General features: G+C 30.6%; 12 protein-coding genes. All 12 read right to left on the bottom strand.

Annotation, left to right across the window (positions count from 1 at the left end):
* Window positions 1-752: 752 nt before the first annotated feature.
* Window positions 753-1,730: a polyprenyl synthetase family protein gene (locus CVD18_RS06775; protein WP_103864690.1), complete on the bottom strand. Its 978-nt coding sequence runs from the start codon at window positions 1,728-1,730 to the stop codon at window positions 753-755.
* Between the two features lie 135 nt (window positions 1,731-1,865).
* Complete coding sequence (gene rlmN / locus CVD18_RS06770) at window positions 1,866-2,906, bottom strand: 23S rRNA (adenine(2503)-C(2))-methyltransferase RlmN (RefSeq protein ID WP_103864689.1); 1,041 nt, start codon at window positions 2,904-2,906, stop codon at window positions 1,866-1,868.
* Between the two features lie 124 nt (window positions 2,907-3,030).
* Window positions 3,031-3,954: a chalcone isomerase family protein gene (locus CVD18_RS06765; protein WP_103864688.1), complete on the bottom strand. Its 924-nt coding sequence runs from the start codon at window positions 3,952-3,954 to the stop codon at window positions 3,031-3,033.
* A 295-nt stretch (window positions 3,955-4,249) separates the two neighbouring features.
* Window positions 4,250-5,299, bottom strand: a complete 1,050-nt coding sequence (gene queA / locus CVD18_RS06760) for a tRNA preQ1(34) S-adenosylmethionine ribosyltransferase-isomerase QueA (protein WP_103864687.1) — start codon at window positions 5,297-5,299, stop codon at window positions 4,250-4,252.
* 161 nt (window positions 5,300-5,460) lie between these two features.
* Window positions 5,461-6,687 (bottom strand): 3-phosphoshikimate 1-carboxyvinyltransferase, encoded by a 1,227-nt coding sequence (locus CVD18_RS06755; protein ID WP_103864686.1) that lies wholly within the window; start codon window positions 6,685-6,687, stop codon window positions 5,461-5,463.
* A 1-nt stretch (window position 6,688) separates the two neighbouring features.
* Window positions 6,689-6,943: a hypothetical protein gene (locus CVD18_RS06750; RefSeq protein ID WP_103864685.1), complete on the bottom strand. Its 255-nt coding sequence runs from the start codon at window positions 6,941-6,943 to the stop codon at window positions 6,689-6,691.
* Window positions 6,943-7,269: a nucleotide pyrophosphohydrolase gene (locus CVD18_RS06745; protein WP_103864684.1), complete on the bottom strand. Its 327-nt coding sequence runs from the start codon at window positions 7,267-7,269 to the stop codon at window positions 6,943-6,945. Before CVD18_RS06745 ends, CVD18_RS06750 begins: the two co-directional genes overlap by 1 nt.
* Before the next feature lie 2 nt (window positions 7,270-7,271).
* Window positions 7,272-9,302, bottom strand: a complete 2,031-nt coding sequence (locus CVD18_RS06740) for a transglutaminase (RefSeq protein ID WP_103864683.1) — start codon at window positions 9,300-9,302, stop codon at window positions 7,272-7,274.
* A gap of 21 nt (window positions 9,303-9,323) precedes the next feature.
* Window positions 9,324-11,237 carry a DUF3857 domain-containing protein gene (locus CVD18_RS06735; protein WP_158250404.1) on the bottom strand — a complete coding sequence of 638 codons (1,914 nt, stop codon included), beginning with the start codon at window positions 11,235-11,237 and terminating at the stop codon, window positions 9,324-9,326.
* 19 nt (window positions 11,238-11,256) lie between these two features.
* A complete protein-coding gene (gene dtd / locus CVD18_RS06730) occupies window positions 11,257-11,709 on the bottom strand; it encodes a D-aminoacyl-tRNA deacylase (RefSeq protein WP_103864681.1) in 453 nt (150 codons plus the stop codon).
* A 43-nt stretch (window positions 11,710-11,752) separates the two neighbouring features.
* The gene (locus CVD18_RS06725) at window positions 11,753-12,637 is read right to left on the bottom strand and encodes an outer membrane beta-barrel protein (protein ID WP_199185050.1); all 885 of its coding nucleotides are present in this window, start codon (window positions 12,635-12,637) and stop codon (window positions 11,753-11,755) included.
* Window positions 12,638-13,065: 428 nt separating this feature from the next.
* On the bottom strand, window positions 13,066-14,016 hold the full coding sequence (gene rsgA, locus CVD18_RS06720; protein WP_103864680.1) for a ribosome small subunit-dependent GTPase A: 951 nt from the start codon (window positions 14,014-14,016) through the stop codon (window positions 13,066-13,068).
* Between the last annotated feature and the right edge of the window lie 83 nt (window positions 14,017-14,099).

Raw genomic sequence — 14,099 nt, 5'->3', positions numbered from 1 at the left:
TAATAACGCTTATATTTTGAGGCAAAAAATATAAAAGCGTTCATTGAATTCAGGAAGAATTATTTCACACTATCTGACTCAGATAAATATAGAGCATTTTATCAAAAAATAAAAAATAAATCTTCACAAAACACTCAAAAGGAAGTATTTACACATAATACGTAATATTTGTATGGGTTTTACATACTATTATTTTTGCCTCACAAAAATAAACACTAGGATCAAAAATCAAATCGCAAACCTAATGACACATTATTTTTCTCAATTTCTACATTCTTAAGAATAAGGGATATACCATATTTAGCATACAAAGACACATCATTAAAACCTATATAGGCATTTACTCCATATATTATATCATTGGTATTCTAATCTTTTTTAATTTTATCCTTAATATGATCTCCATTTTCTTTGTTATCGAATTAAAACCTTCAAAAGACCACCTAACATTACTTCTTCAGTGAAATGAATACCTTTTATATATTGCCAACATACACTTAGCATCTTGGGAACATCATGGTGCTGTTTTGCTGTTTTTTTATAAGATGAATCTCATTTTTATAAAACTGAATAACTTTCAATATAAAATCAATTAGTCTGAATTCTTCTTTTACACAGATGGAAATAAAAACAAAAAGGTTACCTGATATATTTTCCTGTTTCTAATACAGAAAACAACCCCTTTAAAAAAAAAAGAAATAAGATAGTTATTATAAGTAGCTACAAGATTTATGCCACACAAAAAATAGAAATTATTTTTTTCGATCGATTACATAATCTACCATTAATTCTAAGGATGATTTATAATCTGAGTCGGGATATTCTGATAAAATAGTAAGTGCTTCATTTTTGAATTGATGCATTATTGTAATAGCATACTCTAATCCTCCACTTATCTTTACAAAGTCTATAACTTGCTTAACTCTTTTTTTATCTTTATTATGATTCTTTACAGAGTTGATAAGCCATTTTTTCTTCTCTTTACTACAATGATTCAATGTATATATAAGAGGTAATGTCATTTTTTGCTCTTTTATATCAATCCCTGTTGGTTTTCCTATCGCAGCATCTCCATAATCAAATAAATCATCTTTTATCTGAAAGGCCATACCAATAAGTTCTCCAAATTTCCTCATTTTTTGAACATTATCTGAGTCAGGAGCTACAGAACAAGCTCCTAAACCACAACAAGCAGCGATCAAAGTTGCTGTTTTTTGACGTATGATCTCATAATACACTTCTTCTGTAATATCGAGACTTCTGGCTTTCTCAATCTGTAATAACTCTCCTTCACTCATTTCTCTAACAGCTACTGAGATAATTTTTAATAAATCGAAATCTCCATGATCTATTGAGAGCAACAAGCCTTTTGACAGTAGGTAATCTCCTACTAAGACTGCTATTTTATTTTTCCACAATGCATTTATAGAAAAAAAACCTCGTCTCTGATTTGAATCATCAACCACATCATCATGAACTAAGGTTGCTGTGTGTATTAATTCTATTACAGAAGCTCCTCTATATGTACGTTCATTAACGTCTCCCCTAGAAACCATTTTAGCCACGAGAAAAACAAACATAGGGCGCATTTGCTTACCTTTTCTATTTACAATATAATGGGTAATCCTATTGAGTAAGGCCACCTTGGATATCATTGATTCTGAAAATTTTTTCTCAAAAAGTTCCATTTCATCAACGATCGGTAGTTTTATTTGTTCTACAACTTTCAATATGTGGTACTTGATTCTGTTTGAAAAATGTACTGCGAATATAATGTAAATAGTTTTTCTTTGAAACCTATCTTATTTTTATATTATAGATATTACAATTAATTCTTTTTTAAAAGAACAACCTTAAAATAAATCTCAGGTTTTATTTGCCAATTGACCACAGGCAGCATCAATGTCTTTTCCACGACTGCGACGCACATTTACTACTATCCCTCTAGACTCCAACCCCTTAATATAACTATCTATTGCTTCAGATGATGCTTGCTGAAATCCATCATCATCAATTGGATTATATTCTATAAGGTTTACCTTGCAAGGCACATATCTACAAAAGGAAACCAAAGCATCTATGTCTTTTTTTCTATCATTAATTCCTTTCCAAACTACATATTCATATGTAATTCTGCTTTTGGTTTTTTCATACCAATACTCAAGTGATTCTCGAAGATCTGACAGCGGGAATTTTTGATTAAAAGGCATGATTAAGGTACGAACTTCATCTATTGCTGAGTGTAAGGAAACTGCTAATTTGAATTTCACATCATCATCAGCCATTTTCCTTATCATTTTTGGAACACCCGAAGTAGATAATGTAATTCTTCTAGGAGACATGGCTAATCCTTCTGGGGAAGTGATTTTATCAATAGCCTTGAGTACATTTTTATAATTCATCAAAGGCTCTCCCATACCCATGAATACAATATTTGATAATGGACGATTATGATACAATCTACTTTCTTTATCAATCGCCATGACTTGATCGTAAATCTCATCAGGGTTTAGATTCCTCATCCTTTTTAATCGGGCTGTAGCACAAAACTTACAATCCAAACTACATCCAACCTGAGATGATACGCATGCAGTAGTTCTTGTTGGAGTAGGAATCAATACAGATTCTACAATCAATCCATCATGTAATCTTACTGCATTTTTTATAGTACCATCAGTACTACGTTGCATTTGATCAACTCTAATGTGATTAATAACAAAGTTTTCTTCCAACATTTTTCTGGTAGCCTTAGAGACATTTGTCATATCCTCAAAACTATGAGCACCTTTACTCCAAAGCCATTCATAAACCTGATTCCCACGAAAAGGTTTATCATTATTCTCTTGAAAAAACAGTCGCAACTGGTCTTTTGTTAACGTCCTTATATCTTTTTTCTTCATTGTCATACTTTTGCAAAAGTAAAAAGATAAACTGGTACTCTGATAGTCATCTTAATTCTTTATTAGAATAATCAAAAAAACCTCAAGTATATGCTATACCTGAGGTTTTAATTATTTGATTATGATCTCTTTATTTTTTTACTCTTTTCCACACATGACTTCCTCCTCCTTTGTACTTCATATTGAGTACATCTTTATCTTCTGCATCTATCCATATTTGGCATTCTGAAACTTCACCTGTCTTTATATCTGTATATTTACCATTTACGTATCTATCTCCTTTTAGTTTCAATCCTTTCATGATAACTAACCCTTCTACATTTTGGTTTTTATCTGCTCCTTGGCACTCATAACAAATAGCATCTCTTTCTGAAATACGCATCATTCTCTGGACAGAACCATATACTTGCTTTTTTATAACATACAATTGAACTATACTAAGAGCTACTCCTGTTTTTTTATCATATGTTTTCCATTTTCCTAAAATAGGATTTGGCTCAAATGACGCTAGCAAATCCTCTTTTAAATTTTCGTCTACAGGATTTTCTCCTAACCATATTTTGAATAAAGCTTTTTTAAACTCTTTACTATTTATAGTTCCTAGTGCTTTTTTATTTCTATACAATGTTAGTTTACCACCTTTAGCATAAAGGATTTTAAAAATATCAAATCTATTTATCTCATCAGGAATAAGATGTAAAAAGTCTCGTATCTGATTTTCAAAAAGGTAACTATTTCCATCTGTTGCTCTTTCTAATCCATTTCTTATCAAATCTTTAAAATCACTATCTGAAATAGAAGAGGAAGTAATTTTAATAGTAATAGCCATCGTTGCATCTTTATCTGCTACCATAATACCATCTTCTACTCCTTCTACTTCAAAATCTAAATATAATGCCATTGCATACAATTTTTCTCTTGCTCCTGCACCATTGAGCATTAACTCTGATCCTTCAAAAACATCAACATCATTAAAACGGATATCTCCTACTTGGGTTTGGGCATAAGAAAATATAGCATAAAAAAACACTATGTAGTACATTAATTTTTTCATTCTTTAATTTAGGTTTAGTTCTTTTTTAATTTATTTGGAACACACAAAAAAACAATACTTATCTATAAAAGTGGCTTTTACAAGCTTTATCTAGGCCTTTTTTTCGATAAAAATCAATATTAATCGTTTTTCGGCAATTACATTTTACGGTTTTACCATATTTTTTTTGAGGACACAAAACTATCATTTTTCTACTAAAAAAACAACTCAACGTGCTAATTTTCAGAAATATACAGTATGAAACCCTGTTGAACACAAAATTCAACAGGGTTTTCACAATATATTTCGTTTATTATTAAATAATTAACATTGCATCTCCATATGAGTAAAACTTATATTTCTCTTTCACTGCTTCTTCATAAGCTTCTTTTATAAAATCATGTCCTGCAAATGCTGAAACCATCATTAACAAAGTAGACTTAGGTGTATGAAAATTAGTAATCATACAGTTTGCAATACTAAAATCATATGGAGGGAATATAAACTTGTTTGTCCACCCTCTAAATTCATTTAATGTTCTATCTGAAGAAACAGAACTTTCTAAAGCTCTCATAACAGTTGTTCCTACAGCACATATTTTTCTTTTACTAGAAATCCCATTATTTATAACATCAGCAGCATGAGCAGTTACATATGCTTCTTCACTATCCATTTTGTGTTTAGACAGATCTTCTACTTCTACTGGGTTAAATGTTCCTAAACCAACATGTAAAGTAATTTCTGCAAAATCCACTCCTTTAATTTCTAATCTTTTCATTAGATGTTTAGAAAAATGAAGCCCAGCTGTTGGAGCCGCTACAGCACCTTCATTCTTTGCATATATAGTTTGGTACCTCTCTTCATCTTCTGGCTCTGTATCTCTTTTTATATACTTTGGCAAAGGTGTTTCTCCTAGATCATTCAGTTTTTGTCTGAATTCATCATAAGAACCATCATATAAAAAACGTAAGGTACGTCCTCTTGATGTTGTATTATCAATCACCTCAGCGACTAAACTTTCATCATCACCAAAGTACAGTTTATTTCCTATACGTATTTTTCTAGCAGGATCAACAAGCACATCCCAAAGACGTGTTTCAGAATTTAATTCACGTAATAAAAACACTTCAATTCTAGCACCTGTTTTCTCTTTGTTACCATATAGTCTAGCAGGAAAAACCTTGGTGTTATTCACCACCATTACATCATTTGGCTCAAAATAATCGATAAGATCTTTAAACTGTTTATGCTCTATGGTCTGATTCTTTCTATCAAGAACCATCAATCGAGATTCATCTCTGTTTTCCGCTGGATATTCAGCTAATAAATCTTGTGGAAGATCAAAATTGAAATGTGATAACTTCATTCGTATTTTTTTTTGAAGATGCAAATATACAATCTTGCAACATGGGTTGTCAAGTAATTTAGTATATATTTATAAAGATAAGTGTATTGTTTTCAATTATTAGATAAAAATTAGCCTATAATACTCAGGCTTTTATTTACAATTCTGCTTTTTCTTTCTTTTTAAACTTCAATTATCTCAAAGCCTATTTTACCTAAGTCTGACCAAAAATCTGGATACGATTTTGAGACTACTTCTGCTTCTTCTATATAAAACTGTGTTCTAAGTGCCAAAGGGGCAAATGCCATCGCCATTCTATGATCATTATATGTTGCTATAGCAACATCTTTGCTTATTGATTTTGAAGGCTCTAACCGAAGTGAATCTTCTGTCACATGAACCTTACCTCCTAGCTTCTCGATTTCTGTTTTTAGCGCTTCTAATCTATCTGTTTCTTTTATTTTTAAAGTATGCAAACCTGTAAGGTAACATCCTATTCCTAATCCAAAACAGGTAACTGCAATTGTTTGAGCTATATCTGGAGAATTAGAAAGATCTAATTCTTCTTGAAATCCTAGCGCTGTATCTGATACTTTTGTTAAAGTAATTCTATCTTCTACAAAAGTTGTCTGAACACCTAGGCTACGGTATATCTCTGCTAATTTTGCATCTCCTTGGTAGCTTTCTTTTTTATAACTCCCTATAGTTACTGAACCATTTTTTGACAACGCTACAATACTATAGTAATACGATGCAGAACTCCAGTCTGATTCTACCACTACAGTTGTTGGTGATACTTTTTTATACGGCTCGATTACAATTGTATTATTCTCAAAAACACCAGATATTCCTATATCTCTCAATAAGCTTAAAGTCATATTAATATAAGGGATAGAGGTAACTTTTCCTTCTAGTAAGATCTTTAATCCTTCTGGTAAAGAAGCTGCAATCAACATCAATGCAGAAATATACTGACTACTTACATTTGCTTTTAAAGAAACTGTATTTACTTGAGGACGCTTTCCTTGGATTCTAATAGGTGGATATCCTAACTTGTTTTCATACTTTATATCACATCCTAATTGTTGGAGTGCCTGAACCAATATTTTTATTGGTCTTTCTTTCATTCTTTGGCTTCCTGTCAACATTGTTTCCCTGCCCTGTTTTACAGCAAAATATGCTGTAAGAAAACGCATAGCTGTTCCCGCATGATGAATATCTACCAGTTTTTCATTACTTTGTAATGCTTTTTGCATCACTTCTGAATCATCACTATTGGATATATTTTCTATATCTACGTCTTCAAACAATGCTTGCAAAATCAACAATCTATTGCTTTCACTTTTTGATCCCGTAATCTGTAATGTACTATCCTTTATATTAGAAATATATTTTAACTGCAAATTCATATTATCGATTTGATTTACGTTTTCTTAATTCAAAATAATACCCCATTACCATCCCATAGGCCAATCCCCCAACAATTCTAGATAATAGATATCTCACCCACATTCCATTATTAATCCTTTCGTTTACAAAAACATCTAAACCTAGCGTGCTATATTGCATAAAATATTCTATAACACTAAAGATAATCATAAACCCAATCCCTATAAAACATACGGATTGCCAATATTTTTTGGATGAGAGTATTGCTGTAAACATTATTTTAATTTTTCATTATTATGATGACGATCATGATCTCTTTTTGTTTTGATATCTAGCTTTTTATCAAAAGCTTCCTGAAGATTAATTCCTGTCTGATTTGCTAAACACAGTACTACAAACATTACATCTGCCAGTTCTTCTCCTAGGTCCTTATTTTTATCACTTTCTTTTTCACTTTGCTCTCCATAACGTCGAGCAATAATCCTAGCCACCTCACCTACTTCTTCTGTAAGCTGCGCCATATTTGTTAATTCATTAAAATATCGTACCCCATGATTTTTGATCCAATCATCTACAGCACGTTGTGCATCTTGAATATTCATAATTATATTTTTTTCAGAACTAGGTGTTCATTTTCTTTTTCTACAAGCTTACTATAAAATTCTTTAAGAGTAGGATAATACTCAACAGAAATTAAAGCTCTATTTATTTTTTCTGTTACTTTTATCTGTATTGTATTATTTGTTACGGATGACATAAAATAAAATTCGCCTAAACCTTCTGGCATTTTTATTCTCTCAGATTTAAGGGACTCTACCACTTCATAACCTTCTGGAATTTTAATATTCAAAATATAGCTATTAGAATATCCAAAAGCAAAATCTACAGGATATTTTCGATCTTCTGATTTAAATACATTTATCTTACTTTTAAGAAACAACATTGGAGCAAAAAACATCTCTCCTTCTATCATTTCAACTTGGTCATCTAAAGAAAACTCAAAACTCTCACTAACTCCTTTTCCTAATTTATCAGTCCCTTTCAGGTGATAATTCTCTACTTCTGATATATCATATTTATCTTGAATCCGCTTTTTATTGGTCTCGATATCTTTACCTCCATGATTTGTTCTAAACTCATGTGCTAAATAATGTGTGTGACGCATATTCAACTTACCATTTACACTTCCTTTATCATCAATCTCATAATTTATACTATATTGATTTATAGAATTCTTTTTAGGTCTCAGGTTAAGAGATTGGGAGGTTCCATTTTTTGCAATTACTCTTGCCATGCCTTGTATCACTCTATTTGGCAATACATTTGGAAAACCATATGGATCAGTTCCATCTAAATACAAAATTTTACCATCTGGAAACTTTACCCTAGTAATTACATAATTAAATCCATCTAATGTAGGAAACAAAGAGATAAGTCTATCACTTGTACTTACTAACACTGGATTTGCCTCTAATTTTGCGTAGTTAAGCATTGCAGTAAGCATTATATTTATTTCTGCGGCATTACCTGTTCCATCTTTATATGCTTTTTTGACACCTTTATCTGTATACACATTGGCTTTTCCATTCCAAGCCATTTTTTTCTTCACAAACCCATACACCAAAGCTGCCCTTTCTACAGGATTCACTACTCCTTTTATCAATTTATCTAAATCTTCTTTAAAATACCCTTCTCTCTTTAATTCATCTCCAAACTTAGTACTTTGATATATTTCTTTTGTTACATCTCCCCATGTGGTAGAATAATTTTTTATTGCTCCATTCGGAAATTTTGTATACTCTAATTCATACACTATAGAAGAAATATAGTTGCTAAAATTCCCTGCATAAGGTTCTTTTTTAAAAGCAGGAACATGAGTATTATCTACAGAATTAACATTGATAACATAGTCTAAAGTACTATTTGAATATGAGGTTTTAGCTGGACCAGTTCTTAAATTATACCCGCCTTCTCTTTGCTTGTTTACAAAATTAATTTTACTATTACGTTTAGATTCTTTTATTTTTATTGGCAGATATCCAACTGTTCGCTTTTTAAAATTAAAATATTCTGGAGCTTCTACCTTTACTGATATTTTTTTGATTGGAATATCATACTGCAAATACACTCTATCTATATAAAAATAAAAGGGAGAGGTAATTCTATATTTATATTCTACCACAGAACCTTCTTGCAAAGAAGGCATTGTAAATTTTGTTACATTTTTATATTCTGAAAACTCTTCTTCAAAAACACCTTCTTTTTTTAGTTTGGTAGTTACTAACTTTCCATTTACTATACTGTGTGTAATCCCTTTTACACCTGTTACCTTTTCCTTACCACTCCTATTTTTGTATAAGTATATTTTTTCGGTGGCATTTTCATACCCTTCTTTATTATATAGTTTTACTCTCTTAAATACCTCTGTAATTACCTCAAAACCATCTACACTATTATACTCAAAACTTACACGTTTATTCTCATACAAAACAACAGCATTTGCAGAACTATCCTCTGTATAAATGGTTTCCAACAACTCTTCTTTAGAAACTTTTCCAAATTTATATTCTTGTGCGTAACTAATTGTTGAAAAAACAAAAAACACACTAACTATTAATATTTTTATTGTTTTCATTATTATTGTTGCTCTTATATTTTATACTTGTTTAAGTACTATTTTTGATTTGTCTATTTTTTTAATTTCAGTTCTAAACTTTCTATATTCTTCATATTTCTCCTTTGAAAAAGTGCCATCAATGATTTTCAAAAACCGTTTAAACTTAATTTGTTTATCATTAATTTTTTGAAGTTCATAACTATATTTTCCAAATTCAGTTTCAATGATTGTTTTTTCTACCAAGTTCCCTACTTGATACCCTTTGGGTAAATTGATAATATATTCATCTATATTTGTGTATCCTCTTGATATCACTAAAGATGTTTTTCTAACTTCATACTTTGGCAAGTTACTTTGATCCTTGCTAAAGAAATTTGGTGAGAGCAACAAACGACTTCCTACTTTTTTTATGCATGTATTGCACAATAGGTCTATTTCTTCTGTAAATTCAACTATATCTTTATCATCAGTCAACTCTATATTTCTTATTTCTAATCCATTGATATAACCCCAATACTTTTTATAATATAATTCTTGATCTTTTGGTGTTTCAAACTGAACTCCATAATTCCAATCATACTCAAGACCTTGCGATATTCTTTTGATTGTTGTAGACATAGATCTATCCACCTTTAGATCAACTTTTGCAGTTGTATATAATGTATTTTCTTCAGGCTCATATTTTTTAGTTCTTTTAATTTCTCCTCCTTCAGGTGTAATAACCAACACCTCTCTATCATCCGTAAAACTACCTATAAAATTAAACGGATTTGTCTGGCTAGTACACTCCAGCCAGAGGTCTTCTTCTTGATTCGGAATATTAAGTATCGCATGATTCCCTTGCATTGATGCAAATTCAGAATCAATATCTCTTCTCTCTTTTGCATATACAACAGTATAATATGATGTTATATCTTGACTATCTAATAGTGCCATAGTATAGTTAGTCAAAGCTTTACAATCACCATACCCTAACCTATCAACATCACTTGCTAAAAACGGCTTCCACCCCCCTATACCCAATTGCACACTTATATATCTTGTTTTCTTCTGCACATATTCATAAATTAATTTAGCTTTTTCTTTCTTTGTCTTTACACCAGAAACCAACTTATTTATTTCTGCAATAGTTTTTGGAGGTAATTTACCTCTACCTGATATTAGTTTATCATATTGCCATTTACCCATAGATTTCCAATCTATAGCTGCTCCTTCTACTCCTTCTAGTGAAAACTCATTTAATGCTATTTTAACCATAGGAACTATATCATAATAATCTGGCCCTAACACTTCAGCTTGCTTGGCTGAAACATCTGAAATAACATATTCAATTTCCTGAGGTGTCTTATTTTTGCTTATCTGATATCCTTCAAAGCTTGTTTCTTTGAATCTAATAGGAATATTTTCTGAATTTAAAATTTTATATTTCGACTTTTCAACACTCAATTTAAAATTTGAAATGGGAAGCCAAGACCTTATAAACGCAGTCGAAGAGCTTTCTACCTCACTTTCAAACAACAGTGTATAGGGATAACTAACTGGGGTATATTCAAAATATTTTATCCTATCATCTCTTGCTAAAGAATTATTATCATATACACTCCTGTCTTTGAAATCATGTTTTTTATATTTTTTTATTTCTTTTCCATACGTATCATAAACTACAGCTTCTAGTTTTTTTATTTTTAACGTTGGGCTGTACCCTTCATAAAAATCTGCATGTTTATTTCCGTATTTATTAAGAACAGTGACTACTCTTCTTGTTTTTACAATTACCGTATTAATTGATTTAATATCAATAGTAACTTCTTCTGAACGCACTACAGCATTGGCTTGATCTGTAAGTGTAGAATCAAGAACTACGGATTGAAATATATTATTCTTTTGAGCATTAGTTGTGACCACACTAGATAATAGTGTAATTACTAAAACTAATTGTATTTTTATTTTCATAAACAAGATTATTTTATAATCACTCTTTATTTTTTGTATCAATAATAATCGTAACTGGACCATCATTGAGCAATGCTACTTTCATATCTGCACCAAATACACCTGTTTCAACTTTTTTTTCTAAATCAAACTCTAATTGTTTGACAAAATTCTCATATAACGAAATAGCTATCTCGGGTTTTGCTGCTTTGATATAACTAGGTCTATTTCCTTTTTTGGTACTGGCCTGTAATGTAAATTGACTAACAACTATGGCATCTCCATCACTATCGATCAAACTTTTATTCATTACCCCATCCTCATCAGCAAATATTCTAAGTCTGGATATCTTTCCTGATAACCAATTGATATCTTCTTGAGAATCTTCTTCTTCTATCCCAACCAGAATGAGCAATCCTTGATTTATAGTTGAAATCACTTCACCTTCTACAGTAACCGAAGCTTCTGATACTCTCTGAATTACAGCTCTCATTTAATACTATTTATTTATGATTTAAACATCTGTTCTATTTATTTTAAAAAATCGTATATCCTAATATTACTGACAATCCATTATATTTAGAATCCCAGAACAAATAGTTTCTCAAAATAGTTCTGTTTGTCTGATACTTAAATTCAACACTATATTTATTATCATATTTATATCCAACACCAAAAGCTACATTATTCCCTGATGTAATGTCTATTTCACTCCCTAAATTATCACTTATTGTAGAATCATAGCTAAAGCCTAAAACATACGAACCATTAACAAACACTTTGGAATCATCATTTAAGAAAAGATAATGTCTAATTCCAAAAGGAAGTTCAATTGTCTTATAATCAACCTTAAAAACACGCTCTGTATTTTCTTTTTCTGATTTAAAATATTGATAAGTTGGTTCAACTATAATAGCCCACTTATTTTTATTAAATGGCATAATAAATTCAGCTTCTACTCCTAGTCTAAATCCTAACTTACTCCCAAAATCAGAACTCAACCTATCATCAAGACTATTACTAATTGATAAAGAAGAATTATTAATCCCAGACCTTAAGGTCAAATTAAAAAAATCCTTTTTTTGTTTCTCAAAAACAACAGCCTCTCCAATATTACATTCATTATACTTTAAAAACCTCTTTACTAAATCACTCTTCTTATAACCAATACTTTCAAATTCTTTAATCTTATCATTTTCACACTTTACACTATTCCATAGCTGTTGTTTAAATTTGTTATTGGTTCCTATTTTACCACTAGACACCCAATACTTTTTAAAAACCAACTGCTCAACCTTTGAAGTATCTATACTATAAAAATATCTTTTCAGACTTTTACTCTCATATGAATACAATTTCGCTTTACCTTCTACCAATACTTTCAGAAAAACTTCCTCTTCTTCAAATATTGGGTTTTTCACACTACTTAATTGATTAATATTTATATTCGATCGATCTATATTAACATTACTCCTTATATATTTAGACTCTTCACCAATACCAAACTCCTTAACGCTCTCTATACTAATACCTTAATCTTTATCACTAGTTGACATCTTATACTCGAATTTTGTTGGATTATTTTTCCAATCAATATTCTTAATCAAGCAATTTATTTTTTGACTCGAATTATCAACATAATATCCTTCTTCGTAAGAAATCTGCGAATAGCCATTGACACTTAAAATTATAATTGCGATTACAACAAATACGTTTTTATTCATTTTGAGTTTATTAATTTAATATCGCACAAGTATACAACCCAAGAGTTCCGTTTTTTGGAACTGATCATTTTTTTTTGTTTATTTTTTATATAGTATGCATAGAAGAACATCTATACAGCGTATAATCACTCCTCATCATAGTTATTTTTTCTATAATGTTCTTCTTCTCCTTCTAGGATTTGTAGATAGCTTTTATATCGTGACCAAGCAACCTCTTCGTTATCCAAAGCTTTTTTTATCGCGCATTTTGGTTCATTGATATGCAGACAGTTATTAAACTTACATTCTGATTTCAATTCAAAAAACTCAGGAAAATAATCTCCTAATTCTTCTTTATCCATATCAACAACTCCAAACCCTTTTATTCCTGGTGTGTCAATAATTTGAGCATCAAAATTCAAATCAAACATTTCTGCAAACGTAGTAGTATGTTGCCCCTGCTGATGTTGATCACTTATTTCTGCGGTTTTCAAAGCTAATCCTGATGCAATCGTATTTATCAAAGTAGATTTTCCTACTCCACTATGACCAGAAAACATACTTACTTTATCCTTCATCACTGCTTTTACCTTATCTACATTTTTACCTGTCTTAGCAGAAATTCCGATACATTCATATCCAATTTTTCTATACAATGCTGCCAAATATTTTATCTCCAACAATTCATCATCTGTATAGGTGTCTATTTTATTAAAGAGTAGAATCGCTTTAATACCATACGCTTCTGCAGTAACCAAAAATCGATCTATAAATGTGGTATATGTCGTAGGGTTGTTTAATGTCACTAATAAAAAAACAACATCGATATTAGAAGCAATGATATGTGTTTGCTTAGATAAATTAACGGATTTTCTTATGATATAGTTTTGCCTTTCATGGATATGCTCTATTACCCCCGTTTCTTGATCATTATTTGATTCTAATTTAAAATCTACAAGATCACCTACCGCAACAGGGTTTGTGCTTTTTATCCCTTGGATTCTAAATTTTCCTTTTATACGACATTCATATGCCTTACCGTCTTTTACTTTTACGGTATACCAACTTCCTGTAGATTTATAAACGGTACCTGTCATAAATACAAAGATGCGAATATTAATATTTTTGAAGCACCTATTTTTTTTCTTAATTTAAAAAAAATAAAAACCTAATTAAACCC

Source organism: Aquimarina sp. I32.4 (assembly GCF_002924285.1).
In the GTDB taxonomy this organism is placed as follows: domain Bacteria; phylum Bacteroidota; class Bacteroidia; order Flavobacteriales; family Flavobacteriaceae; genus Aquimarina.
This window is presented reverse-complemented; position numbering and strand designations above follow the sequence as displayed.

Coding starts and splice junctions, on each gene's coding strand:
- rlmN (WP_103864689.1), bottom strand. CDS start 2,906: ATGACAATGAAGAAAAAAGATATAAGGACGTTAACAAAAGACCAGTTG.
- CVD18_RS06765 (WP_103864688.1), bottom strand. CDS start 3,954: ATGAAAAAATTAATGTACTACATAGTGTTTTTTTATGCTATATTTTCT.
- queA (WP_103864687.1), bottom strand. CDS start 5,299: ATGAAGTTATCACATTTCAATTTTGATCTTCCACAAGATTTATTAGCT.
- CVD18_RS06755 (WP_103864686.1), bottom strand. CDS start 6,687: ATGAATTTGCAGTTAAAATATATTTCTAATATAAAGGATAGTACATTA.
- CVD18_RS06750 (WP_103864685.1), bottom strand. CDS start 6,943: ATGTTTACAGCAATACTCTCATCCAAAAAATATTGGCAATCCGTATGT.
- CVD18_RS06745 (WP_103864684.1), bottom strand. CDS start 7,269: ATGAATATTCAAGATGCACAACGTGCTGTAGATGATTGGATCAAAAAT.
- CVD18_RS06740 (WP_103864683.1), bottom strand. CDS start 9,302: ATGAAAACAATAAAAATATTAATAGTTAGTGTGTTTTTTGTTTTTTCA.
- CVD18_RS06735 (WP_158250404.1), bottom strand. CDS start 11,237: ATGAAAATAAAAATACAATTAGTTTTAGTAATTACACTATTATCTAGT.
- dtd (WP_103864681.1), bottom strand. CDS start 11,709: ATGAGAGCTGTAATTCAGAGAGTATCAGAAGCTTCGGTTACTGTAGAA.
- rsgA (WP_103864680.1), bottom strand. CDS start 14,016: ATGACAGGTACCGTTTATAAATCTACAGGAAGTTGGTATACCGTAAAA.